Below are 26,716 nucleotides of genomic sequence, written 5' to 3' on the forward strand. Positions count from 1 at the left end.
TAAATATGGACGCAAAAGTACATTAAATCACTATATAGTGAACGGTAAATCTGCTTATTTATTTTAAAAATTCTTTTCTGTAAAGAAGAGGAGAGTACTGCGAATATCTTCTAAAAGTATAAATAAACCTGGAAGGTGTCTCATATCCTAGTGCATATGCTATTTCTGAAACCGACCAGTTGGTAACTTTTAATAAAACCATAGCTTCCTGCATAATCCTTTCCGTTATAACTTCTGTTGTTGTCTTCTTATAAATGTTTTTTACAGCCTTATTCAGGTGATTTATAGATATAGCCAGTTTATCAGCAAAATCTACAGTTTTTTTTAATCGTATAAGATCTGCTGAAGAATGTAATGGAAACTGCTGGGATAATAGTTCTTCAAACAATGCAGCAATTCTGTGATCTGCAGTACCGCTTTTATTTTTTAAGGATTTAATTTTATTCTCCTTCAGAACTTTGTGTATTAGCTGGAACACTAGATTTCGGATCATATCTGTACGGTACTCATATTCAGATGTAGTTTCCTTTTTTATGTTGTCCAGTAAAAGTTCGAATTCTGAATATTCACTTTTGGTTAAGTTAAAAATACTATGCTCAGGATCCTGAAAAACAGGATAGGAATCTATTGTACCATAGTTATTGAAAAAGTATCCGTTGAAGACAATGAAATATTCCTCAACCATACCATTCACTTCTTCCAGTATAAAAGGATTGGTAGGTGCTACAAATATTAAAGCATATCCTTTTACATCAATACTTCTACTTGCATAATGGCATTTACATTGTCCTTTTATCAGTTTTATTTTATACAGATTCTTTCTATAGAAACTAAACTGTGAGATTAAAGATTCTCTTTGTAGAGAAGAGGTAATTTTTATAATATCAAAATATCCAGACTGCCAGTCTATACCTGAAGGAACCTGAAGGTTCTTGTCTCTGTAAAAATCTTCTATGTTATCTGATATTTTCATTCAGGAAATTTACAACATCTGCTTTATAAAGAGTAGAATCCGATTGATTTTCGATACTGTCTGAGTGATTTTATATATCCTGAGCGGTGAATGCTCAGTAGTTTTGATTCATAAAATATACAAATGAAAAGATTTGAAAACAAGAGAATATTAATTACTGGCGGAAGCAGTGGTATTGGTTTAGCGGGTGCGAAAAGGCTGATAGAAGAAGGTGCAAAAGTTATTGTTACGGGAAAAACTGAAAATCATTTAAACAATGCAGCAAAAATACTGGGAGAGAATGCTATTATTGTGTACAATGATGCAGAGGAAGAGAATTCAGCCGAAAAGCTGGCAGAATTAATAAATGAAACAGGTCATATAGATGGTTTATGGCTTAATTCGGCTATTGCTTTAGGAGGAAAGATAGCAGATATGGAGACAGAAATGTTGAAAAAGATTTTTCAAATCAATGTTTTTACACCGATGTTACAAATGGCTTTATTGATGCCATATATAAAAAATGGAGGATCAGTTTTGGTTACCTCTTCAAGTGCTGTTTATGAAGGGCAGCCTGGCGTATCATTATATTCTGCCAGCAAGGCGGCTATGCTTTCCGCAGCCCGCTGTTGGGCAAGTGAATTAGCACCCCGTGGTATAAGAGTAAACACATTGGTACCCGGGCCTTTTGAAACAAACCTTAGAGCCAAGCTTCCTGCTGAACTTCGTAAACAATTTGAAGAAGAACTGGCAAAAACCGTTCTGCTCAAGCGTATTGGGCGCCCGGATGAGGCGGCCTCCGCGGCAGCTTTCCTGTTATCTGATGATGCAGGTTATATAACCGGAAGCTCTTATTCTGTGGACGGAGGCCTGTTATTGATGTGAAAAATTAAATATTTCTTGGGAATGGATCTGCAAATCTGCCATGCTCATAAAATTCGAGTTCATTATCCTGCAGAAGACAAGCATTAAGTCCGGCTGTTATTTTTTCGATATCAATGTCCTGACCGATAAAGACAAGTTCATTCTGTCGGTCACCCCATTGTTTACTCCAGCGGGCTTCTATTACATCCTTATTATGTACAAAAGAGGTATATCGTATTCTGTCTGCATATGGCATACTACACCACCATACACCTGCTTTTTCCAAACGGGAAGAACCTCCGGCCTGAGAAAAATTCAAGGCGTCGTTCCGACGTGAAGCCAGCCAGAATAATCCCTTTGCCCGGATAATATTCTGAGGATAATCGATGTTGAGGTAATTCCAAAAGCGCTCAGGGTGAAATGGTTTCTGACTTCGGAATACGAAAGACCCGATGCCATATTCTTCGGTTTCAGGAGTGTGGCCTTCTGATTCCAGTTCCTTTTGCCAGCCCGCAGAGTTTTGTGCTTCTTCAAAATCAAATAATCCTGTATTCAGTATTTCTTCAGATTTTACCCTGCCAAATTCAGAAGTAATAATTCTGGCACCAGGATTCAGTCTATGGATTGTAGCCTTTAGCAGACCAACTGTATATGAATCTACCATATCGGTTTTGTTCAGGATAATAACATTAGCAAACTCTATCTGATCGGTTAAAAGGTTGACAATAGTTCTGTAGTCGCCTTCAATATCTGTAAGTTCCCTGTCCGTTAGCAATTCATGAGTTCCAAAGTCTCTTAAAAAATTAAAACAGTCTACCACGGTAACCATCGTATCGATGTAGCTAAAGCGGGAAAGATCGGTTCCGGTTTCTTCATCGATAAAAGAGAATGTCTGTGCTACAGGAATAGGTTCACTGATACCGGTACTTTCTATAATAAGATAGTCAAAACGTTTTTCCTTTGCCAGTTTCTCTACTTCAATCATTAAATCCTCCCGAAGAGTACAGCAGATACAACCATTACTCATCTCAACAAGTTTTTCTTCAGTACGGGAAAGCGTGTTTTCATTTTCTACCAAACGGGCGTCTACATTGATCTCACTCATATCATTTACAATAACCGCTACTTTTAGTCCTTCTTTGTTATGAAGAATATGATTGAGTAATGTTGTTTTCCCGGCTCCCAGAAAGCCGCTTAGAACTGTAACGGGTAATTTGTTCGCTAATGTTTGCATAAGGTTTTGCTATAAATATTGATGCTGATGATTAAATTGACTATTGCAATTATGTTGCGAATATACTATAGTTTTCTCATTAATGCAATTAAGTTGCATTAAAAATATTGCAAAATAAAAAAGCTCAATAGATTTCATGTTGAGCTTGGTCGAAACATTTCATTCACAAAGTACTAATAGTCAAAGATCCTTCGATAGTTCGTCAAGCTCACTACTGGCTCTGCTCAGGATGGCAAAGAATAATACTTTTGGTTTTTGAGGCAGTCTCTATTACAAATCCGGGTTTGAGATTATTTGTATTATTGGGAAATTACAGTATGTACAGCGGTGATTTTTAGATTTCCATATTTGGTAATAGCCTCTCTCATATTCAGATCTTCACTTCCTTTATCATCAGATATCGTAACTGGTTTAGTGGAGTTTTGTTCTGTATAGACAACAATATGGGAAGGGTTTTTGTTAAGATTAACCTCCTGATGGAAGTCTTTATCTTTTAAAAAAGCAATTCTGAGACTTATAATTCCTTTCTGCGGAAAGTCTTTAAAAGTACTTACAGATTTTATATTGGGAAGCTGCTTCAACAGCTCGGACAAATCTTTAGTCTTATAATTTTGTTCCTGGTTCTTTATCCTTGTAAGATTTTCCTGTTGTGTCTGCTTCGATTGAGTGCAGGCAGTAAAAGAAACGATAACTAATAATGATAAAGCAATCTTAGAAAATAATTTCATGTCAATATTTTAAATGGTGTGTAATGTCTTCTGCAATTTTGCTGCCAGTAACTGAATTCTATTGTTTATAATTCTCTTTTTTTGGATATAATTTAATTAGAATAACCAATTTAATCCTATACGTAAGGTAAAATAAGTCTTAATTTCCGTTGATAAGTATTATTAAAATAAATCATAGTATCTTAATTTATAGTTTTTAGCGATCGGTAATATTTATTTCAATAGTTTTATTCTATTAAAAATATAAAAATTGATTATTCGTTTTTATGCTCTTGGTGCAAATGATCTGATTAGATTTGTAACAAGAATTCTCACTCTTGTATATTCAGGAGTTCAAAATATTTTGGTAACTTTATAGAAATCAGTAACGAATAACTTAAAGAATTATGGAAAACCAATCCAACGACATCAGCAAATGCCCTTTTCACAATGGGACGCTAGAGAAACAAAATGTAAGCAGTAATGGTACCCAGAATAAAGACTGGTGGCCGAAGCAATTAACACTGGACATCCTGCGCCAGCACTCTTCATTGACAGATCCTATGGATGAGGGATTCAATTATGCAGAAGAATTTAAAAAACTGGATCTGGCTGCAGTAAAAAAAGATCTTACAGATCTGATGACTGATTCACAGGATTGGTGGCCTGCAGATTTCGGTCATTACGGACCTTTATTCATCCGTATGGCGTGGCATAGTGCTGGAACTTACAGAGTTCAGGATGGCCGTGGCGGCGGTGGAAGAGGGCAACAGCGTTTTGCTCCGCTTAACAGTTGGCCGGACAATGTAAGTTTAGATAAAGCGCGCCGTTTACTATGGCCTATTAAACAGAAATATGGAAAGAAAATCTCATGGGCGGATTTACTGATCCTTACCGGTAACGTCGCCTTGGAATCTATGGGATTGCAAACCAAAGGATTTGGTGGTGGCCGTACAGATGTATGGGAAGCCGATAAAGATGTATACTGGGGAGATGAGAAAACCTGGCTGGGTACAGATAAAAGATATACAGGCGATCGTGATCTGGAAGATCCTTTGGCCGCAACTACAATGGGATTAATCTATGTAAATCCTGAGGGACCGGAAGGAAAGCCGGATCCGATGGCAGCTGCCAAAGATATCCGTGATACATTTGGACGTATGGGAATGAATGACGAAGAAACTGTAGCCTTAATTGCTGGTGGACACACATTTGGAAAAACTCATGGTGCCGGAGATGCAGCGTTAGTAGGAGCTGAACCTGAGGCAGCCGGAATTGAAGCTCAGGGATTAGGATGGGCAAGTAAATTTGGAACAGGTTCCGGAGCAGATGCTATTACCAGCGGTTTGGAAGTTACCTGGACGAAAACTCCTACAAAATGGAGTAATGACTTCTTCGAGCATTTATTCAGCTATGAGTGGGAGCTAACAAAAAGCCCCGCAGGTGCTCATCAGTGGATTGCAAAAGATGCCGGAGATATTATTCCGAATGCTTTTGATGCAGAGAAAAAAGGTCCGGCTTATATGCTTACAACAGATCTTTCTTTAAGATTTGATCCTATCTATGAAAAAATATCAAGACGTTTCTATGAAAACCCGGATGAGTTGGCAGAAGCTTTTGCTAAAGCATGGTTTAAATTAGTCCACCGTGATATGGGGCCAAAATCAAGATATCTTGGACCGGAGGTTCCCGCAGAAGACTTTATCTGGCAGGATCCTATTCCGGCTGTGGATCACCAACTGATTGATGGTCAGGATGAAGCGCAGCTGAAAAATAAAATATTAGAGTCAGGATTATCAGTTTCCGAACTGGTATCTACAGCATGGGCATCGGCTTCCACATTCCGTGGATCTGATAAAAGAGGTGGAGCAAATGGGTCACGTATTCGTCTGGAGCCACAAAGAAGTTGGGCGGTAAACAATCCGGAACAGTTATCCAAAGTCTTGAATATATTGGAAAGTATTCAGAAAGAATTCAATGCAGTTCAAACCGGAGGCAAAAAAGTTTCATTAGCAGACCTAATTGTTCTGGCAGGAAATGCAGGTGTAGAAAAAGCAGCACAAAATGCAGGCGTAACAGTTAATGTTCCGTTCACTGCAGGACGTATGGATGCATCTCAAGATCAGACTGATGTAGAATCTTTCTCTTATTTAGAGCCTTATGCGGATGGTTTCCGTAACTACAGAAGAGGGAAGTCTACTACTTCAACAGAAGAATTTTTGGTAGACAGAGCACAATTGCTAACCCTTACTGCGCCTGAACTTGCTGTATTAATAGGAGGATTGCGTGTACTGAATACCAATTATAATGGTTCGAATTATGGTGTGTTTACAGATAAAGAAGGAGCATTAACCAATGATTTCTTTATCAATCTGTTAGATATGGATACAGTATGGAATGCAACAGGTGATGCTCAGGAAGTATATGAGGGCAGAGACCGCAAGACCGGCAATGTAAAATGGAGTGCAACACGTGCCGATCTTGTTTTTGGTTCTCATTCAGAACTTAGAGCAATTGCTGAAGTTTATGCCAGCCAGGATGCTCATGAGAAGTTCCTGAAAGATTTTGTCTCTGCTTGGAGTAAAGTAATGAATCTTGATCGTTTCGATTTGAAGTAATATTTGATAAGTATTTTAATTAAACACTATTTCGGATTAAACCTGAATCAGGTATTTATATAAACCCCATAGGCTTTTAAACCCTGTGGGGTTTTATTATATCTTTAGAATTATCTGGAATGAAATGAGGATAATTTCGTATCGTGAAACCAACTTAAATCTCTTAATACCTAAATGGTAAAATGATTTTCTTCTTTAACTTTTGGCATTTAATATTTTATTACGTAAACCTCATAGGTTTCGAAAACCTATAAGTTTTATTTTCCTATTTAAAATTTTATCGTGTGATAAAACTTTGTGTTCTTAAAACATAGTTGAGTTCCAAAGCTTTTGTTACTTTTATGATTATTAAATCATGTTGTTTTTTTCTTTTTCTTGAACCACCAGACCAGGAAACCAGTTATAGGAAGTGATCCTCCAATAATGGTAATAAAGAAATACAATATCCGACCCCAGATTCCGCCCAATGCGGATCCAACATGCAAATCATAATTAAGCTTCCTTACTTTGGTTGCAAAGTCAGCTTTTTCAAATGACTGTGCATGGGTTGAACTTCCTGATAATACAGCTCCTGAATTGCGATCGTAGCTATAATTCCGAAGGTTATAAAACTGCCGGTGGGACGGATAGAGAAACAGGCTTATAGTTTCGGTAGAGTCCTGCGGAATAGAAAGATAATACCCTTTGGCTTTAGTTTTCTTAGCTGCATCTTCCCATGCTGTGTGTACCGACTGAGATAACTTTTCAGGCTGAAAAGAACTAGTGTTTTTCAGTTCTCGCCGCTCTTTTTTCTGTGTTTTTCCAAGTGAGGTTGTAAAATACAGAAACTTGTTGAACCACGGAAGTCCGTAATACATTCCTGTCATAGCAACAATCAGTAAAATAATCATGGCATAAAACCCAAATACATTGTGCAAATCATAGTTCAGGCGTTTGGTTTTGGCATCCCATTTCACCAAAAAACTTTGCTTACGCATAGCTTTAGTCCATTTTCTTGGCCACCATAATACCAGTCCGGTAAATAGCGTAATGAAGAAAATAAAAGTGGAGTAGTTGATAATCGGGCGGCCAATTTCTGAGGGCAGCCATAAATAACGATGTCCGTTTAATGTCCATTCAAAGAAATCAAATTCCTCTTTAAAGCCAGGTTTCTTTACTACCGCTCCGGTATAGGGATCCAGATAAAGTACATAACCAGGATTTCTTTTTCCATAACCTACCATCACTGCTTGTCCTGTAGGACGCCAGATATAGGATGGTTGCTGATCCGGGTAGAGCTTTTTAGCCTTTTGATAGAGTGCCGAAGGATTCAGCATGGGTTTTCCTTCTATATAATCCGATTGTAATTCGGGGTGTAACCAGTCAGTTATTTCATCTTTGAAAGACCAGGTAAGTCCGGTCAGACAAATAATGACAATAACAATTCCAGAAGCCAGGCCCAGCCACAAATGTAGCCGGGCCGAAATTCTGTAGAATAAGCTTCTGTTATGTTTCTTTTTGGGCTTAGTCTTTCCTGTGTTCATTCAGATTAGAAATTATAAGAAAGATTCAGCCTGAAGTTTATAGGATTAGACATTCTCCATCCGTAATGCGTGTAGCCCCATGCCCCCGGAAAGAACCCTACATAATTATAGCGGTCTGTAATGTTATTCACGAGGAAAGAAAGCTGGTAGTTATCTCTTTTATAAGATACACCAAGATCCAGTGTAAAATAATCATTCGGAAGATATGGCTTGCCTAATACTACAGGCCATGCTGCTCTTTTTGCCTGATATTCATAACCAAACGAGAAACCTAATCCCTGCAAGTCGCCTTCAGCAATAGTATATTTTATCCATGCATTGGTAATATGTTTTGCTGTTCCGTATAGCATGCTTCCAATTTTTTTAGCATCATTATCCTCGGTTACTTTAGCATCTGTGTATGCATAGTTGAACAGGATACTCCAGTTTTTTCCAATATTTCCGTTTAAGTCAAACTCAATACCTTTTGAAGTTGCTTTTCCGGTCTGCTCAGAAAGTCCCGGGAATTGTATTCCTGCAGCGGTTAATATATTGGTTTTAGTCAGGTGATAGAAAGTAAGGCTGGTCATTAACTGTCCACCAAACCAGGTTTTTTTCAATCCGATTTCCTTGTTTTTTCCATAAGAAGGATCTGCAGATCCTCCGTTTACAAGTCTTCCGGTCTGTTCCTGGAAATTCTCATCATACAAAGCATATACTGTAAAAGTAGGGGTTAAAAGACCTGTTACACTGAAACGAGGGGTAACCGCTGAATTTTTAACCTCAGCACCTTTTTCTGCAGCACCTGTTTTTACTGTAGAAGTGTAACGGAAGCCGGCAGCAATTCTCAGCTTATTTTCTAAAAATCGGGCTTCATCCTGAAGGTGGAATGATGTATAAGAATAATCTGTAAGGTAATTAGCACCACGTTCACGAAGTGATTTGGAACGGTCGTAAACCGGAAGATCAGATTTCTTCAGGTTACCATAAACAGGATTGTAGATATTGAATATAGGACCTACATTTTGTGGTAATACAGACCAGTCGGCTACATAAAACTTCTTGCCCATATCAATTCCTGCCAGTATGTTGTGGTTGATATTTCCGGTTTCGAATTTCCCTCTTGTAAATACCTGTCCTATAGTTGAGGTATTCAGAGCATCATTGATACTGATTCCGCGGTTGGTATCTCCTTTCTTTCTTCCCGTTTTAGGATCATCAGCCAGTGTGATATCATTGTAATTAGCATACAGTGATTCACCCTGCATTTGGGAACGGATATAACCAAACTGCCCGGTAATGAGCCAGTTGTCGTTAAAGTTATGATTAATGGTTCCGAAGATATTATGCTCCCACGAACGGGTAGGGTCAATAATAGGATCCGAGAAAGTGAAAGATCTCTTCACATCTTTAAACCCGTCTATGCCGTATGCATATTTTGCAAAGCCACCCTGGAAGTTATTCTGGGAAAGAATATATTCAAATGTGACGTTGGTGTTGTCTGAGATGAGATATTTAAAGGACGGATTGATAACATATTGTTCATGTTCCACATATTGCTGGAACGATCCGTTCTTAGATCCCATCAGGTTTAGTCTTCCCCAGAATCTTCCGTCTTTGCTTAATTTTTTCTCTATGTCTGCTGTTGCTCTGTAAAGGTTGAAGCTGCCTAAAGTCAGCTGAACATTTCCTTTCTCCCTGCCAACAGGCTTTTTGGTTACTATATTGTAAAAGCCACCAGGCTGGGTATTTCCCATCATAAATCCGGCAGGACCTTTTACAAATTCCACGCGGTCTACAAAAGACATATCTTCTCTTAGCGGGCCAAAGCTTCCGCTTACATCCATTCCATTACGCAGGTTAGAGGCAGAGAAACCACGCACAGCAATACCTACACTACCTTCCTCCTGGTGGGTAATGGTACGTACACCACTCACATTACGGCTCAGTCCTTCGGCGGTGGTTAATATCTGCTGATCGTTGAGTAATCTTTGGTCTATGACCTGTATATTTTGTGGTGTTACCAAAAGGTTTTCACCCAATCTTAGTGTAGAGGACGGAATTGTTTTGCGGTTGGCCACAACATTTACAGTCTGTATCTGGTATGCACTGCTGGTTTGTACAAAGTTATATGTTACCTGCTCATTTTGCTTTAAGGTAAATGAATAAGTCTTTACAATATCCGGATCATCAACTTTCAGGGTATAATTGCCGGCAGGTATATTGTTGAAACGGTAAATACCATTTTCATCAGTAACGGTTTCAGCTTCACCATTATTCAGAATCACTTTCAGGGATGGTACCGGTTTTTTATCCGAATTAACCACTTTTCCTGTAATCTGTGCACTGTTTTGCGCCCATATAACGGCCGGGAAAAACAATGCGGAGAAAAGGATCTTCTTCTTATGCATAAGTTGTTATTTAGAATTAGTTTAATTAAATTTACAGCGGCAAAATTAGTTGTTGATACCGTGAAAAACTTTTGAGTATAGGATAAATACTTTTTATTTTGGGAGAAACTGAACAAGAAGATATAATAGCAAGGCAGATTTTGGATTTCTTCGCAGAAGATAATGCGGGGCACAGGCATGAAGTTTTCACAAATGATATTGGGAATTTTGAATCGCTTACTTTGTACAACGGGGACGAATTTTTGGTAAAAGAGTATGCTTCTTGTTACAGCACGGACTATACAATGAAATTTCATATAGAAAAAACCAAATACATTGAGCTGGCTTTTTTTCTGGAAGGTGCGGAGATGATAAAAGATAAAGTAAACGGAAATCCCGGAACTTATAAATTACTGCATCATTACATCTACTTTACACCGGGAGAAGCAGATGTCGAGATTTATTTTAAAAAAGATATCAGTTACAAACATTTGGATATCTATGTATCGCGGGACTATTTCCATAAACTGGCTGAAAGCAACGAAGCGCTCAAAAAGTTTATAGATAAAGTAGATATGGAGCAATCTGCAAGCCTTTTTCCGGAAGGGCTTCCTATTACGCCACAAATGATGAGTATCTTACTGGAAATAAAAAGATGTGATCTGGAAGGTTTTTACAGGGATTATTATATAAAAAGCAGAATATTGAATTTGCTGCTGCTTATTTTTGAGTTTGCTAAAAACCAGCAGGAAGATAATATGGTGAATAGTAAGCCTGGTATTAGTCAGAGCGAGACCCAGAAGTTATTGGAAATAAAAGCATTTATAGAAGATAATCTGAAATCATTTTATACTATCGAACAACTTTCCTTAAGATTTGGTATTAATGAGTTTAAGTTAAAGAATGGCTTTAAAGAGCTATTCGGGGATGGTGTTTTTCATTATGCCTCTAAACTCAGAATGAAAGAAGCACTGCATTTACTTAAAAATTCAGAATTGTCCATAAAAGAAATTGCCTATCATTTAGGATACGGATCACCATCTTCCTTTAGCGTTGCTTTCAAAAATGAAGTAGGAGTAGGGCCTAGCTACTACCGCAGAAACTAATTCAAGACAAACAAAAATCGATGTTCATTACTCTTTCTTTTTCTAGTTTTTAATAAAAAGTAATCACTTTAAGCTGCCAGGTTATTAAAATGTAGGAAAATTAGTGTTTCAGTAGTGGTATAATCTCCTCTTTTTATATCGTTTAATCCTTACATAGATTATACAATACCATTTTCTGAATTTCTTTATTCTTTATCTTAAATATTTTTTGAAAGTCGCAAGATTTAGCTTTTTCCATGTAATCTAATATGGAGAAAGTATATTTACAGGATAACATTCCGTGTGATAATTCAATATCAAAAATCCGACAATATTTTATCAGACAGCCTGTAGTGTTTGTTTAATCTCATATAAATATCGTAATGGCATTGTATACTACATATGTGATACATATTGAATTATACATCTGTTATTTACATTTTGCTTAGATGTATTATCTACTTTAGAAGAGCCTACCTGATTTCTATTATTCATAATTATTTTACATAATCAAGCTTTTTCAACGGCTTATACCTCATATAAAGTAATTAGTAATATACATTTTGATTATTCATGCAACACAATTTAATTCTCTATATATGAAAAACAAATTACTCAAAGTTTTATGTTTATCTTTTTTACCCGCAGGTGCCGGATTATTTGCACAACATAAATTGAAAATAGGCTTGGACGTAGGTTATACTTATAATGTTATGAGCAGTAACTTATCTGAGTATGTTGACTCTAAGTACACAGCCCGTTATGGTGTTGGTATTAACCTTGGTTTGGAATACAAAATTTGGAAAAATTTCTTTGTTTCTACAGGAGTTTCATTTGTTCAAAAGAACTATAATTTCGAAAGAACCGGAACTAGAGCAGGTTGGTATACCCAATTTACCAATGATTTTTTAAGCTTTCCATTGTTGGCAGGAGCTTATGTTTTGGGAGAGCCTGGTAAGGAGAAAGGATTATGGATAAAGATCGCTGGTGGAATGTATAATGAATATTGGCTTCGTATGAAAAGAGAAGGGCGTTATCCTTCATTTATGGATGGAGATATAGGCATAGGGCTGGATAAAGTTGAAAGTATCAATAATTATGAGCAGGTGTCAAGTACGTATGATTTTAAAAAAAATGAAAATCAGCTAAACCGCTGGGGGTATGGGCTTCAAGGGCAGGCTCAGGTGGGCTATTCTTTCGAAAAATATAATGTGTATGTTTTATACAACTATATGTATGGACTTTCTGATATTAACAAAGTTCAAGATAATGATAAGAAAATGTCGCCTCGCACGTATATGCTTTCTATCGGGATTTCTTATAATATAGACTAATACCCAATTTCCTTTATAATTTTTAAACTATAATAAAATGAAAGAAAAAAAAATATACATTTTTTTAAGTGTTTTTACATTTATGTTTGTTTTTAATTCCTGCGTTCGTGAAGATGTTATTTCTGGTAAAGAGCCAATGAGGTATACCTCCTCTGATATAAAATCTTATGCAGATCTTTTTCAGCTTTACTGGAAAACAATGGATGATCGCTATAATTACTTTTATGAACAAAAGCGGAGAGATGGTATGGACTGGAATGCAGTTTACAGAGAATATTACCCAAAATTTGCAGAGCTAAAGTCTTTTCAGAACCTCGATTACAGTCCTAATCAGCGAGAGTACGAAAGTAATAAAGCTAAACAATATTTTAAAGATATTATTGATCCCATTTTGGACAGGCATTTTGTTGTAAGAGTATTGTTTCCACAACCAAGAACTCCATTATTATCGGATACATTGACATTCTATGGCGGTATGAAAACATCGAACAGGAAAAGCCAAATATCCTATGCATATAAAGAAAAAACTTCTTATATGAGAGAAAAACTTATGGATGGTTATATGGATTATGAATCTTTTGATGATAAAAATAAATTACAATATTCTATGCTTGGAGGCAGGTTAAAATCTAATCAGGATATCTATTATTTAACTTTTCCAAGTTTCAATTTTATCTTGGGTGGGAAGGCCTTATTATTCGGAAAAGGCAAATATTTTAATCCCAGCAGTGATGATAGAAGTATTCTAACTTCTGCGGAAATCGACAACAATCCTTTATTCAAAAATATTAAGAATGAAGATAATAAAAAATATGTTAAAGAGGTCAGTTTAGAGGTACTAAAAAAATATAATGATTTTGTTACATCTGCCGGAGCAAAAGATTTTAGTTATTTGATGAACAAATTTAAAGAAGATGAAATCCTTTCAGATGATTTGTTGAAATCTATTGATAAACTAAATGCCTATCAGATACCAGATATGCAAATACGAAACTTTAATGGTGAAAAAATACTTCCTTTATATTTTTTACTTAGATTAGGTCTTGTTAATGAGAATAATACTCCCTATTTTTTATGGTTTGCCCAACGTATTGGAGAGCATATAAATGCCTTTGGTATAACAGAATTCGTAGTTGACTCGAAGAAGATTAAAGAAATTGCGCCATTGTATCAACAATTTCTAAATCCGTTGAGACAAGGTACAATCAAAAAGCTTATTATAGATCTAAGAGGTAATGGAGGCGGAGCTGCTGTAGATATTAATAATTTTGTATCGCGATTTATTACTAATACAACCACTTTTGCTTACCAAAGAACAAAAGAAGGAAGCGGTAGATTTAATTATACACAATGGGTTCCTCAGATAATTAGGCCTCACCGTTTTGCTATGCCTAATAAAATTCCTATGGTAATACTTACAGACAAAAGAAGTGTAAGTATGTCCGAAATATCAACTTTAGCTTGGAAATCACAGGGAAAACAAGTATTGTCAGTTGGTGATTATACATACGGAGGAACTGCTGGGTTAACAAGTAATTACGATGATTATAATGGAGGTTTGAATACTTATGGTTCTAAAAACCAGTATGTAGCGGATCGTATTTTATTCTATATGCCCGCTATGGCAACCAAAGATATGAATGGTGATGTTATAGAAGGTATTGGTATAAAGCCAGATATTTATGTAGACCCGCCAACAGCTCAGGAAGTCGAGGAAATGAAAAATTCCCCCGAAACTCATATTGACAGAACATTAAGAGAAGCTATTAAAGTACTCAATTCAAAATAAGATACTTAATTGCATTGTACATGGAAGCTAAAAGTATAACAAAAAACTAAACCTTTGTGATACATCTGGTATAATTTTCCACAATGCTTTTTTAATTAAGATACCTTATTCCATATAAAGTAATAAATATACATTAGAATTATTATGAAATTAACATTACTGAAAACAGCAGTAATTATGCTGCCTTTGTTTGTGATTATAAATTCATGTCGAAGTACTGATGCCGAGAATCAGTATGATGCCGATGCAATCGTGAAAGTTAAAATATCTGGGACAGAATATTTTGATACTATAGATATGACTCCTCCATCTCTGGAGCAAAAAGTACTTTCTTCTCAAAAGTTTGGAATGCAAAGTAAAATTGTCCAAGTTAATAAAGAAATGCATATAATTTCCGAATTAATTCCGATAGCATCATCTGCTACAAATATTGTAAAGGAAAACCTTTTACCGGATTCCCGATATAAAATTACAATCTATGATGCCCAAGGAAATTATGTGACAGAAAGGAATTATACTAGGGGTAAAGAGAATGAAAAAGATTTAACTTTTAAGCTAAAAAGTGATAATAACTACACTTTTATTGCTTATTCAGTTGGTAGTCCCACAGAGCTTCCCGAAATTACCTATAATGATCCTTCCAATAAAACATTAAAAAGCTCAGGATTAATCAATATAGATGATACTAAAGCTTTAACATATTCCAGAAAAGATATCAGAATTGATGGCAAAGATATTAATTATGTAGATGTTGTTTTAAAACATAAATTTAGTGAGATTGACGTAAATTTAATATCTGAAAATATGCCTATTAAAGAGATAAAAGCTAATATATCTCCTGGTTACAGAACTGCCAATTTGCAGTTGGCAGACGGAAATATCATTAATAATGGAACTGGGGTTCAAATTCCTATTGAATTTAAAGAGCTTAATAAAACTATAATCAGCAAGAAAATAATAATCAATAGTTCTACTACTAAGGGACTTCTGAATATTTCCAGTCTTGTTTTTGGTAATGAGACGATCAACTTTAATGCACCTTATCTTGATAATCTGATAATTCGGCCAGGACTTAGATATAAACTCAATGTTACAATCTCTTCAGATAGAATCTTATCCCATATGGGGCAACAAGCAGTAAGCATTAATGGTATGATATGGATGCGTCATAATCTTGGAGCAGATACAACTCTTGATCCTGACCAAAGTCCATCCGTTAAAGGATTACACGGTAATTATTATCAATTTGGCAGATTAGAACCGGTGGGAAATGCAGATTCATATAAACTTGGTAAGAACGCAAAGCCTTATGATAATAATGAAAAGTCGTGGAATAGTGGTACTGAAGAGATACCTGTAAAAACTCCAAATGACCCGTGCCCTAATGGATATAGAATTCCTACAACTGCAGAAGTTCGAAAATTAATTGATGCAACAACTCTGAGTTACACTCCTTCAAAAGATGATTGGAATGAATCTTTCACTAACTATGCATCTGCGGCAATGTTAATCAGTAAAAAGAACCCAAATGCTAAGATAACATTTCCTGTAACTGGTTATCTTACTAACAGTTCTGTAGATAGAGGAAAATATCTTTACATTATGACAAGTAATGTAAAAAAGCAAGGCTATATTTCTGTAATATCTGAAAAAGTTATTTCTGATACGCCTCGTTATGCTTGGTCTTTTGGGCGGAGTATACGTTGTATAGCACAATAAATTTATTGTTTGTAGCTGATGATAGATTTATAGTGCTTTGTACTAAAATTATTATAATCTTTTTTTCATAATAAGGAATGGTTTGGTAGACCATCGAGGTCGTCTCACTATATGTGCGGCGGCCTTTTTATTCAATTACTTTTTTACTTTGCTTTTCAGTTCGGTAGGTGTCTGGCCAAAATGCTTTTTGAAAGCTGTTGAAAAATGCCTTGGGTTTTTGTAGCCTACAGTCATTGCAATTTCGTTTATATGAAGTGATTCTTCTAAAATCAGTTTTTTTGCATTCTGCATTTTAAGACTGCTCCAATAGTTGAAAACAGTAGTATTAAATACTTCTTTGAATCCTTTTTTCAGTGCATATTCATTTGTCCCGAACCGATGGGCAAGATCTATTAGTGAATGAGTTTCTGCAATATGCTGCTCGATAAAATCCCGTATAGCATACATTTTTTCATAATCAGATTTAGAAAGGCTAATCTGATCATCTGGTGTATTGATCTGTTCCAGCTGTAAGAGTAAGAGTTCAATAGTTCTGGCTTCCAGAAACATTTTTTTATAGATTCCGGTGCGTTTACAATTTAATATTTCCCTTATGGTATGATGCATTTCCGGTGTTATTATAAAATGCTGTGGCAGCATAAGCTGCATGTTTCCTTTATCCATCATTGTTCTGAAGCGTTCAAATAATGTTGAATCATCCGGAAGATATTTTTTGAAAAATGAGGGCAGAAAGTTTATTTCAAAGATTTGGATATTGCCCTTATCCCACAAAAAATGTCCTTTCATCTGATTGGCATACATAATATTGTGGTGGTAAGATTCAAAGCTGATGTCTTCACTTTCTCCCTTTATAGATGCCGTACTATTTCCCTGGAGTGCAAAATGAAGTTCTACGCTTTCTGCTTCAGCTTCAAAGCTTATAAGGGCAGGCTGTCCCAGCTGTAAATCTCCATACCCGATATGTATCCCGTCAAAGGATATTTCGCGATATGATCCACGGATAAAAGCGTGGTTTATATAGCTGATATTCTCACTCAGCGCTGTTCCTGAAGCATTAAACTCCTTTTTAATGGAGAGGTCCGGTAGATCCCTATGGTGAAGTAGTGTTCTCATATTATCTGCAATTCTGGTGTAAAACTCCTTTTTGCGGAGTTTTTACTCCGTTATTGAAACATCCTGCGAAAAGGAAAGCTTTAGTTTTGCAAAGTTATTTATAATTAATCTAAATAAAAACAAAATGTAAAGATTATTGTCATAAAAGCAGTTCGGTATAGACAAGTTTTTCATATCAGATTATCGGTCTGAGTGATTTTGGGTACAAAATCGTATCGAAGACCAAGCTGGGAAATAAAATTGATAATGTTTCGACTTTTTTCTTTCAAAAAAGCTCAACATAACATCAATTTTATTATTCAAAACTTAGGAATAGCTGAAAAAGAAACCTATGTTTTCTGCAACAAAGTCAATAAAAAACAGAATATATAGCTCCGATTTTTTAAAACAATTAAAAAATGTACAATGAAGAAACAAGAGTTCAAAACGATTAGAGAACAACTAAGGGTAAGCAGAAAGGAGTATATCACACCGCATTACATAAGAGTTTATCTTACGGGTGATAATATAAACGTATTTACAAATACCACTATTGGTGTCAATAATAAGATTCTTATTCCGCCAAAAGGGCTTCAGGAAATTCACTTTCCGGAATATGACTACGAAGCCATGAGATGGAAGCCCCAGCCAGACGATATTCGCCCTTTTATCCGCACTTATACCCATAGAGGAATTGATACACAAAACAAGGAAATCTGGATAGATTTTGTAGCGCATGGCGATGAGGGGCCAGCATCTGCATGGGCAGCAAAGGCAGAAAAAGGAGATGTATTAGGGGTGTTGATGCATGATGGAAAAACAGAACTGTATGCTCAGGCCGATTGGTATCTTTTGGCAGGAGATGCAACAGCAATTCCTGTACTTAGTACTATTCTGGAAGATCTTCCAAAAACGGCAAAAGGAGTTTGCATTATAGAAGTTCACGGAAGGGAAGATGAACACAAAATAGATACCCAGGCTGATATAGAATTTATCTGGATATACAATAAAAATCCACAGAAAGGAAGCTTACTGCCAGAGGTTGTAAAACAACAGGATTTTCAGGAAGGACAACATTTTGGATATGTAGCTGCTGAATTTAGCTCTGTAAAAGAAATCCGAACCTACCTTAGAAAAGAAAGGCAATGGAAACAACAGCAGCTTTATGCCTATTCCTATTGGAAGTCCGGCGTTGCTGAAGACAAAAGTGCTACAGAAAGACATCAGGAAAAAGATTCAATACAATAAATTACAATGAATCAGCAGAAGTCTATCATATTGCACTCCAAGTTGCCCTCTGTTATGTGGCAGATGTCATGGCCGGCAGTAATAGCTATGGTATTATACGGACTCAATAATTTTCTGGACGGAATTTTTGTAGGACACCTCATTAATAGTACAGCGCTCGCAGCAGTTGGGATAGCCTATCCCTTGGCTCAGTTTGCACAGGGATTCGGAACTCTTATTGGTACTGGAATAGGGTCTGCCATTAGTATATGGATAGGCGCGGGAGATCAGCACAAGCTGAATAAATCCTTAGGTACTGTTAATTTTCTGGCCATATTATTTTCTATTCTGGTTACCATTCCCTGTTATATTTTCGCCAAAGATCTGGTGTATATGATGGGTGGACGGGGCGAGATAGGAATATTGGCTGCAGAATATTTTAGGGCTACTATTCTGGGAACTTTTTTCTGGATTTACGGATTAGCTCTGAATATGATTATTCGTGCCGAAGGCCGTATGAAAACTGCAGCGTGGATGATTGCAGTAGGTCTGGTAGTAGATGTTATACTAAAACCTGTTTTTATAGATACATTTGGATGGGGAGTAGCCGGTGCAGCGTGGGCAACTAATATATCTATGATTATTTATTCCGTTCTCGGAGTTTGGTATTATGCCGGAAAGAAAGCCTCTTTCAGTTCCAAATTCTGGTCGTGGACACCGGACAAAGCAATCATTAAAGAAACGATGTCTCTGGGGATGCCTGGTTTTATTATGATGGTTATGATTGTTGTACAGAACATTGTCATTTTCAATGTATTTGCGAAATATGGTACAGACAAAGACATCACTTTCTTTACCGCTGTCAACAGATTTTATATACTGCTCAATACTCCGTTATGGGGACTTATGCGCGCATTACAGCCCGTTGCCGGGATGAATTACGGAGCAGGAAAATATAAACGGACAATTTCCTCATACCGTTTGTTTTCAGTCACGGGATTATGTATCCTGATTCCGTTCTGGCTTTTTATTATGTTTTTCCCGGCAGATGTATTATCGGTAATGCTTCCTTCGATGAAGCTTACAGCCATACAGTTAACTGATTTCAGGATTTATATGAGCGTTCTTCTGGCATTGCCATTTACTTTTATGGCGCTCGTATGGTTTCCTTCAATAGAAAATGCAAAACCAGCCACGCAGATCAGCATATTGCGTCAGCTTGTCTTTTATATCCCGGTTTTACTTATTGTTCCGCGTTTCTTCGGGGTCAGAAGCATCTATGTTGCTTGTGCAGGAATCGACTGGCTGGTATTTTTTATAATTCTATTGGCTGTTTATAAAAGTTCAAAAAAACTGAGAATGAATTTAAAAGCAGCCTGACGACCACAGCATTAAAACACTACAACTATTATTTTTTACAGAAACAGATATATTATGATTAAGAGAATTACCCATTTGTCGGTATTGGTAGCGCCTTTATTCTTCTATGCCCAGCATACGAAGTCCGATACGACAAGTGTAGGAACTATTCAGGAAGTGAGCCTTCAGGGAACTAAAAGTTTCAGAACCAAGAAATCCGAAACTGTTGCAAGACTTCCTTTGGAGAATCTTGAAAACCCAACGGTTTATAGTGTGGTACCGAAGGAATTGATTAGTGAGATCACAGCAATAGATTTCAATACCGCAGTAGCTACTGTTCCGGGCGTGGTTGTGAATAATGGGGTTAATGATAGTGGAAATGATATTTTCCTCAGAGGTTTTACAAGTAATGCCAGCTTTAGAAATGGACTAGCCATAAACCCAAGAACACAAACCGAAATTAGTAATATCGAAACGATAGAAGTGGTAAAAGGACCTTCCGGAACTTTGTTCGGCGGGACCATGGCCAAGTATGGTGGGGTAGTGAATATCATTACAAAAAAGCCACAGGAAAGATTCGGAGGATTGATAACCTATACTACTGGTAGTTGGGGAATGAATAGAGTGACAGCTGATGTAAATACACCTCTGAATAAAGAAAAAACAGCTTTGGCCAGATTTAATTTTGCTACTTTTTCTCAGGATTCATTTCAGGATTCAGGATTTAGTAAAGGGACATTCTTTGCCGGAAGTGTCGTGTATAAAGTATCGGACCGTTTGAAGATAAGCTTTGATGCCGATTATTATGCTCCTTATAAAACGATGAATGCTTTTGTCCGAAACTCAGGTGTTCTTACTATAAAATCGCTTAAAGATCTTACCAGTGTACACGACCGTTCGTTTACAAGTAACGATATCGGATCTCGAAGAAATGTCTTCAATACCATGGCAGAGGTAGAATATAAAATCAATGATCAGTGGACATCCAGAACCTCTTTTCAGAGAGGGGAGTCTGTAGAAAATGAATCTATTTTCCTGGTACTTACTTATCTGGATAATAATACTGTAAGAAGAGGTATCAGACCCTTCGATATGTATAAAATTACCACCAATAATATCCAACAGAACTTTGTTGGCGATTTCAAAATCGGTAAGTTAAGAAACAGAATGGTTGTAGGAGTCGACTATTACCAGCAGGATTCCAAGAATCAATATCCTATGTTCAAGAACAGTGTGTTTGCTGTTTATGATCAGGTAAAATTAGATGATACAACGCCATGGCAGGGGATTTCCAGAAGTGGAGTCAATAAACTGGAGAGAACAGCTACCAATAACCAAACCGATACTTTTAGTACGATTAGTGGATATGTATCTGATGTGCTAGATGTTACTCCAAACTTACATGTAATGGGAAGTTTGAGATGGGATTATTACAATAGTGATCCAAGCCTGGAAAATGGTGTGAAGAATACCAAAACCGAATTTTCTAAATCCGCATTTTCTCCAAAGTTTGGTGTAGTGTACGAAGTAGTTAAAGATAAAATTTCAGCATTTGCCAACTATGTAAACGGATTTACATACAATGCACCTTCACTAAATCAGAATGGTGTAATGGAAAAATGGGCTCCTGAAAAGGGAGATCAATTTGAGTTCGGGGCTAAATTCGATGTATTAAATAAAAAGCTATTGGCAACAATCAGTTATTATGATCTTAGAGTTACCAATAGGCTTATTGCTACTCCGGATGGTATCGGAAGCTACCAGGATGGAAAAACGATGAGTCGTGGTATAGATGCTGAGGTAATTGTAAACCCTGTAGCCGGACTTAATATTATTGCCGGATATGGTTACAACGATAATAAGTTACAGGACAGAAGCGCAAATGATGGTAAAAGACTAATATGGACACCTAAGCATGTTGGAAATGTTTGGGCAAGTTATAAGTTCCAAAGCGGTGCTGTAGAAGGCTTAGGATTGGGTATAGGGGCCAATTTTGTAGATAAAACCAAATTGGATTATGTATCGGGATATTTAGTTCCTTCCTATGTTAATCTGGGAGCTACGATATTCTATGACAGATCCAGATACAGAGTCGGTTTGAAGCTTAATAATGCGAGCAATACCACCTATTGGAATTTCTATGGACAACCCCAGAAGCCGAGGGAGATATTGGCTAACTTTTCTTTTAAATTTTAAATTTTACTTTTCCGAAGCCTGTTGATTGCCAATAGGTTTCGGTTTTTATTTCAGTATGGACAAAGACTTACATATACTACAAAAGAAACATCACAAAAAAAGAGGAAAAACATTATTAAAAAAAATTACAGGCTGGCTGCATTTATGGTTGGGGCTGATATCCGGTTTAATTGTTTTTGTTGTTGTACTCTCAGGGACTTTATTTGTTTTCTGCGACGAGATTATTGATTTGGTAGCTGGCAGTGATAAATATACGGAGTACAGAGAAGGGCAACAGAAAATAGATGCCGATGTATTAATATCACAGTTTAATGCAAGGCATAAAGAAGAAGGAAGAAAAGCCTTTTATATTGATGAGTATAAAGATCCTGAAAGAAGCTTTAGGATTGCCTCCGGAGTTAAGAGAGGTGGGTTTTCCTATACTTATATCGACCCCTATACCGGAAAAGAAATCGGAAGTACAATGTCTTACCGTTTTTTCTATGTTGTAGCCCATATACACAGCCAATTGTTATTAGGTGGATTTGGAAAAGCAGTAGTAGGAATCGCTTCTATTATATTTTTTATTCAGCTTGTCGGAGGTCTTATTCTTTGGTGGCCACAAAAATGGACGAAAGCAACCAGAACATCTTCTTTTAAATTTAAAAGAGGTGTAAAATGGAAGCGCCGAAATTATGACCTGCACAATGTATTAGGTTTCTATGTCGTTATTCCGGCTCTATTTGTTACCATCACAGGTCTTATTATGGCTTATGAGGTACTGGAAAGTTTTACCCAGAAATCCTTTGGTGGGGTGCCTGCAACCGAGGCCCGCAAATTATCTAAAAAGTATGAACCGGCTTTTGTCGAAGGAAAAGAATTTATTACAATGCAGGACGCTATAGAGATTACCAGAGTAAGACATCCAGATGACAAACAGGTTAGGGTAAGTTTCTTTGGTGGTCATGATGCTACCACATATTCTATTCTTACCGGGAAATTTATTGGACTGAAAAGTGTAATAAACGGTTACAATATAACATTAGACAGATATACAGGAAATGAAATAGCAATGCCGGAAGTTTTGGAGAATCATGAAAAGATAGAGCATACCAACTTCGATTTGCATGTTGGTTATTGGGGTGGTTATATCGGAAAGACTATAACATTTGTTGTAGGAATTATCTGTTCCAGTTTACCCATTACAGGCGTTCTTATATGGTGGGGAAGAAGAAATAAGAAAAAACCTGTTGCTGTTGTTAAATAATTGATCCATTTTTCAGAATTAAATGCCATATTAAAATCGCTTAATACAGCTCTGGCCGGGAAACCTTTTCCCGGTTTTTTTGTAAATTGCAGTAAAGATTATAGTATTAATCTGGAATAAAAACAGAAAAGTAAAGTTAATGTTCTATATAAATAGGGAAGAGCTTTATAATAAATCAGTAAACAACAAATGGATAGAGAAATAAAAAGAATAACAGTATTTTGCGGATCGAGTTTCGGAACAGAGGCTGTATATGAAAAACAGGCTTATGAATTAGGTGAAACATTGGCGAAGCAAAATATCGGATTGGTATATGGGGGTGCTAATGTTGGTCTCATGGGAACTGTTGCCAATGGTGTTATCGAGAATAATGGTGAGGAGTATTGCCACATTTTCTGAAAGGAAAGGAAATTGCCCATGAAAGCCTTACAGAGCTTATTTTAGTTGATACCATGCATGAGCGTAAAGCTAAAATGAATGAACTTTCAGACGGCGTAATTACACTTCCGGGTGGCTTCGGAACACTTGAAGAACTTTTTGAAATGCTTACCTGGGCACAGCTGGGATTACATCAGAAACCAATAGGAATTCTTAATATCAATGGGTTTTATAATGAATTGCTTGCATTTGTTCAGACAATGGTAAGTAAAGGCTTTCTGAAAGATATTAATAAGGAAATGCTGCTCACAAGTGATTCGATAGATGAGTTACTGGACATGATGAAAAATTACAAAGCGCCTGAAGTTAGTAAATGGATTCAGAAAGAAGAAATCTAGATTACAACAGACTTTAGCCAGCTTATCCAAGACTAAATCCGAATTTCTATCTCCTGTTATGGAGTATAATTATGTTAAAAATCAATTTTCATTTGTAAATATGTATTCAACTACGTAGTTTTGTACTTTAAAAATAAAATACAATGAAATTAGATATTCAATCCATAGGAGATTCCTATTCAGAGCAGCTTGTAGAACTCATTCTGACAATTCAGCAGAAGGAATTTAATATTCCAGTAACTATACAGGATCAACCGGACTTGATTAAAATTGAAAGTTTTTATCAGGCTTCCGGAGGAAATTTTTGGGGTGCTTTTATTGATGGGGAACTGGTTGGTTCTATTGCTATCGTGAAATTTGATGAAAAAGCAGGGGCAGTTCGCAAGATGTTTGTTAAACAAGAATTCAGAGGTAGAGAGTATAGCATCGCTCAGATATTGTTAGAGACTTTAATCTCATACTGTAAAGAAAATCAGATTGATGATATATATTTGGGAACCGTATCGGTGCTAAAAGCTGCACAGCGCTTTTATGAAAGAAATCATTTTGCGAAAACCGAAAAAGAGAGCCTTCCGGCAAAGTTTCCGTTAATGAGCGCCGATGATGTTTTTTACCATTTAAAAATTAATTAAAGTATGAATGTAATTAATGAAGCAGGAATCCTGGCGATATCCACCAGGCTCCATCGCCTCAGTGAACAATTGAGAAAGGATGGTGCCCTTATTTATCAAACTTTCGGAATTGACTTCGAACTCAAATGGTTTCCTGTTATTTTTACCATCTACAAGAAAGAGGTAGCAGGTGTTGTGGAGATTGCAAATGAGATAGGTTATACCCATCCCTCTACAATAAACCTGTTAAAAGAACTGGAAAAGAAAGAGTTGATACAATGGGAGAAAGATAAGCAGGATGAACGCAAAAGATTATTTATGCTTACTTCTAAAGGTAAAGAACTTATTGAGAAAATGCAGCCGGTATGGGAACTGATGTCAAAAATTCTGGGTGATATTGCAGACAACGAAAACAATCTGCTGAAAGCTATAGATCAGGCCGAAGAGAAAATTGCCAGTCAGTCTTTTTATCAGAGGGCATTACAACTAAAAAATTCGAAATAAACAGTACTATATCTGGCTTTAAATTGAAAGTCACCAGTAAGTTCGATTAAAATACATAGTGTAAGGTATTTATAACAGTATTTTACATTGAAAAAATCAGTTTTTTTTTAGAGCCCTGTCAAAGCATAAAGCTATGGCGGGGTTTTTTATATCAAAAGCAGTTAGTATAGAATATAGTGTTGCCAAGACTCCGAAAGGATAGTTAAATGCCCTTGTTACCTAAATGGTAGAAACAATTGGATACTAACATAACTTTTGTAGCGATAAGGCTTCCAAATAATTACATTTGTATAATTATCAGTTAATCACAAAATTAAAACTTATATGAGCACCCGTAAAAATGCATTATCAGCAGATCAAAAAGAAGCATTATTAAAAAGCCTTAAAACCCGCTTCGAAAAAAATACTTCACGCCATAAAGGGCTGGATTGGAATAAAGTTCAGGAAAAATTGGAAGCTAATCCTGCTAAACTCTGGTCGCTAAACGAGATGGAAAGAACAGAAGGAGAGCCAGATGTGGTAGCTTATAATGCTAAAACAGGTGAATATATCTTTTACGATTGCTCAGCAGAAAGTCCTAAAGGCCGCAGAAGCCTTTGTTATGACCGCGAAGCTTGGGAAGCCAGGAAACAACACAAACCAGAGAATACAGCTATAGATATTGCGAATGAAATGGGTATTGAGTTATTAACTGAAGAAGAATACAGATCCTTGCAGGAACTGGGGAAATTCGATCTGAAAACTTCAAGCTGGATAAAAACACCTGCCAGTATCCGTGAACTTGGCGGAGCCGTTTTCTGTGATCGCCGCTACAATACAGTATTCCTTTACCATAACGGTGCCGATTCCTATTATGCTGCCCGAGGATTTCGAGGGGTATTAAAGGTATAATGTTCCGTGGTAAATAATTGATGAATTTGCTGGATCAGATATTATATTAATTCTGGACCAGTTTGGTAGTCCTGTTAACTGATACTTTTGCATCAGAATAAAATATTTAACTATGGATTACAAAATTACAAAAGCAAGTCTTGAGGACTTAAATGAAACAGCCGAACTGTTTAATCTTTACCGTGTTTTCTACAGACAGGAATCTGATGTAGAGAAGGGAAAAGCTTTTCTGAAAGAAAGATTCCTGAATAGTGAATCGGATATCTTTTTAGCAATAGCAGATGGTAAGGCTGTTGGATTTGTTCAGCTTTATAAGCTTTTTCATTATACAAAACTACAAAAACAATGGTTACTAAGCGATTTGTTTGTCCACCCTGATTACAGAGGGAAAGGACTTTCGGTTGCATTGATAGACCGAAGCAAACAATGGTGTGAAGAAACCGGAGCTTGCGGACTGATGCTGGAAACCGAGAAAACAAATGATATAGGAAATACGCTATATCCACGTTGTGGCTTCGAGTATGATGGACTACACAATTACTACCATTGGTGGAAGTAAAATATAAATGGCGGATTCTTATAGTCCGCCATATTTTGTTTAAACCTTAATAAGTCAATTA

Annotated in this window: 20 protein-coding genes and 1 pseudogene; 15 read left to right on the forward strand and 6 right to left on the reverse strand. The window is 36.5% G+C overall.

The genetic code is table 11. The features are described 5' to 3' along the window. Positions 1 to 58 precede the first annotated feature (58 nt). Positions 59 to 973, reverse strand: coding sequence for a helix-turn-helix domain-containing protein (locus BAZ10_RS18260; protein WP_078773268.1), 915 nt, complete (start codon positions 971 to 973; stop codon positions 59 to 61). A 123-nt stretch (positions 974 to 1,096) separates the two neighbouring features. Between BAZ10_RS18260 and BAZ10_RS18265 the strand changes: the two genes are divergently transcribed. Further along, the gene (locus BAZ10_RS18265; RefSeq protein ID WP_078773269.1) at positions 1,097 to 1,837 is read left to right on the forward strand and encodes an SDR family NAD(P)-dependent oxidoreductase; all 741 of its coding nucleotides are present in this window, start codon (positions 1,097 to 1,099) and stop codon (positions 1,835 to 1,837) included. A 4-nt stretch (positions 1,838 to 1,841) separates the two neighbouring features. Here the strand turns inward: BAZ10_RS18265 and BAZ10_RS18270 are convergent, their stop codons facing one another. Next, the gene (locus BAZ10_RS18270) at positions 1,842 to 3,050 is read right to left on the reverse strand and encodes a GTP-binding protein (RefSeq protein WP_078773270.1); all 1,209 of its coding nucleotides are present in this window, start codon (positions 3,048 to 3,050) and stop codon (positions 1,842 to 1,844) included. Between the two features lie 299 nt (positions 3,051 to 3,349). Further along, positions 3,350 to 3,778, reverse strand: coding sequence for a hypothetical protein (locus BAZ10_RS18275; protein ID WP_078773271.1), 429 nt, complete (start codon positions 3,776 to 3,778; stop codon positions 3,350 to 3,352). A 386-nt stretch (positions 3,779 to 4,164) separates the two neighbouring features. On the opposite strand from BAZ10_RS18275, the gene katG reads away from it, so the two are divergent. After that, positions 4,165 to 6,375, forward strand: coding sequence for a catalase/peroxidase HPI (gene katG / locus BAZ10_RS18280; RefSeq protein ID WP_078773272.1), 2,211 nt, complete (start codon positions 4,165 to 4,167; stop codon positions 6,373 to 6,375). 353 nt (positions 6,376 to 6,728) lie between these two features. On the opposite strand, the gene BAZ10_RS18285 is transcribed toward katG, so the two are convergent. Continuing rightward, positions 6,729 to 7,898 (reverse strand): PepSY-associated TM helix domain-containing protein, encoded by a 1,170-nt coding sequence (locus BAZ10_RS18285; protein WP_078773273.1) that lies wholly within the window; start codon positions 7,896 to 7,898, stop codon positions 6,729 to 6,731. A gap of 5 nt (positions 7,899 to 7,903) precedes the next feature. Then, positions 7,904 to 10,288, reverse strand: coding sequence for a TonB-dependent receptor (locus BAZ10_RS18290; RefSeq protein ID WP_078773274.1), 2,385 nt, complete (start codon positions 10,286 to 10,288; stop codon positions 7,904 to 7,906). A gap of 98 nt (positions 10,289 to 10,386) precedes the next feature. On the opposite strand from BAZ10_RS18290, the gene BAZ10_RS18295 reads away from it, so the two are divergent. The 4 genes from BAZ10_RS18295 to BAZ10_RS18310 all read left to right on the forward strand — a co-directional run bounded on the left by BAZ10_RS18295 (position 10,387) and on the right by BAZ10_RS18310 (position 16,194). Continuing rightward, positions 10,387 to 11,373, forward strand: coding sequence for a helix-turn-helix domain-containing protein (locus tag BAZ10_RS18295; protein ID WP_078773275.1), 987 nt, complete (start codon positions 10,387 to 10,389; stop codon positions 11,371 to 11,373). 578 nt (positions 11,374 to 11,951) lie between these two features. Further along, the gene (locus BAZ10_RS18300; protein ID WP_078773276.1) at positions 11,952 to 12,686 is read left to right on the forward strand and encodes an outer membrane beta-barrel protein; all 735 of its coding nucleotides are present in this window, start codon (positions 11,952 to 11,954) and stop codon (positions 12,684 to 12,686) included. Positions 12,687 to 12,723: 37 nt separating this feature from the next. Beyond that, positions 12,724 to 14,475 carry a S41 family peptidase gene (locus tag BAZ10_RS18305; protein WP_078773277.1) on the forward strand — a complete coding sequence of 584 codons (1,752 nt, stop codon included), beginning with the start codon at positions 12,724 to 12,726 and terminating at the stop codon, positions 14,473 to 14,475. A gap of 144 nt (positions 14,476 to 14,619) precedes the next feature. Continuing rightward, a complete protein-coding gene (locus BAZ10_RS18310; protein WP_078773278.1) occupies positions 14,620 to 16,194 on the forward strand; it encodes an FISUMP domain-containing protein in 1,575 nt (524 codons plus the stop codon). A 135-nt stretch (positions 16,195 to 16,329) separates the two neighbouring features. On the opposite strand, the gene BAZ10_RS18315 is transcribed toward BAZ10_RS18310, so the two are convergent. Then, positions 16,330 to 17,307, reverse strand: a complete 978-nt coding sequence (locus tag BAZ10_RS18315) for a helix-turn-helix domain-containing protein (protein ID WP_078773279.1) — start codon at positions 17,305 to 17,307, stop codon at positions 16,330 to 16,332. 405 nt (positions 17,308 to 17,712) lie between these two features. On the opposite strand from BAZ10_RS18315, the gene BAZ10_RS18320 reads away from it, so the two are divergent. The 9 genes and pseudogenes from BAZ10_RS18320 to BAZ10_RS18360 all read left to right on the forward strand — a co-directional run bounded on the left by BAZ10_RS18320 (position 17,713) and on the right by BAZ10_RS18360 (position 26,655). Beyond that, positions 17,713 to 18,534: a siderophore-interacting protein gene (locus BAZ10_RS18320; RefSeq protein ID WP_078773280.1), complete on the forward strand. Its 822-nt coding sequence runs from the start codon at positions 17,713 to 17,715 to the stop codon at positions 18,532 to 18,534. A 6-nt stretch (positions 18,535 to 18,540) separates the two neighbouring features. After that, entirely contained in the window at positions 18,541 to 19,893 is a 1,353-nt protein-coding gene (locus tag BAZ10_RS18325) for an MATE family efflux transporter (RefSeq protein ID WP_059323248.1), read from the forward strand. Positions 19,894 to 19,947: 54 nt separating this feature from the next. Further along, entirely contained in the window at positions 19,948 to 22,068 is a 2,121-nt protein-coding gene (locus BAZ10_RS18330) for a TonB-dependent siderophore receptor (RefSeq protein WP_078773281.1), read from the forward strand. A gap of 55 nt (positions 22,069 to 22,123) precedes the next feature. Then, positions 22,124 to 23,314 (forward strand): PepSY-associated TM helix domain-containing protein, encoded by a 1,191-nt coding sequence (locus tag BAZ10_RS18335; RefSeq protein WP_078773282.1) that lies wholly within the window; start codon positions 22,124 to 22,126, stop codon positions 23,312 to 23,314. A 189-nt stretch (positions 23,315 to 23,503) separates the two neighbouring features. Continuing rightward, a pseudogene (locus BAZ10_RS18340) lies at positions 23,504 to 24,090 on the forward strand (LOG family protein). A 143-nt stretch (positions 24,091 to 24,233) separates the two neighbouring features. Further along, entirely contained in the window at positions 24,234 to 24,722 is a 489-nt protein-coding gene (locus BAZ10_RS18345) for a GNAT family N-acetyltransferase (protein ID WP_078773283.1), read from the forward strand. 3 nt (positions 24,723 to 24,725) lie between these two features. Beyond that, positions 24,726 to 25,205 (forward strand): MarR family winged helix-turn-helix transcriptional regulator, encoded by a 480-nt coding sequence (locus tag BAZ10_RS18350; protein WP_059323252.1) that lies wholly within the window; start codon positions 24,726 to 24,728, stop codon positions 25,203 to 25,205. A 324-nt stretch (positions 25,206 to 25,529) separates the two neighbouring features. After that, positions 25,530 to 26,096 (forward strand): DUF4256 domain-containing protein, encoded by a 567-nt coding sequence (locus tag BAZ10_RS18355; protein WP_078773284.1) that lies wholly within the window; start codon positions 25,530 to 25,532, stop codon positions 26,094 to 26,096. A 112-nt stretch (positions 26,097 to 26,208) separates the two neighbouring features. Then, a complete protein-coding gene (locus tag BAZ10_RS18360) occupies positions 26,209 to 26,655 on the forward strand; it encodes a GNAT family N-acetyltransferase (protein WP_059323254.1) in 447 nt (148 codons plus the stop codon). Positions 26,656 to 26,716: the final 61 nt, after the last annotated feature.

The sequence above is a fragment of the Elizabethkingia occulta genome (assembly GCF_002023715.1).
GTDB classification, from domain to species: Bacteria; Bacteroidota; Bacteroidia; order Flavobacteriales; family Weeksellaceae; genus Elizabethkingia; species Elizabethkingia occulta.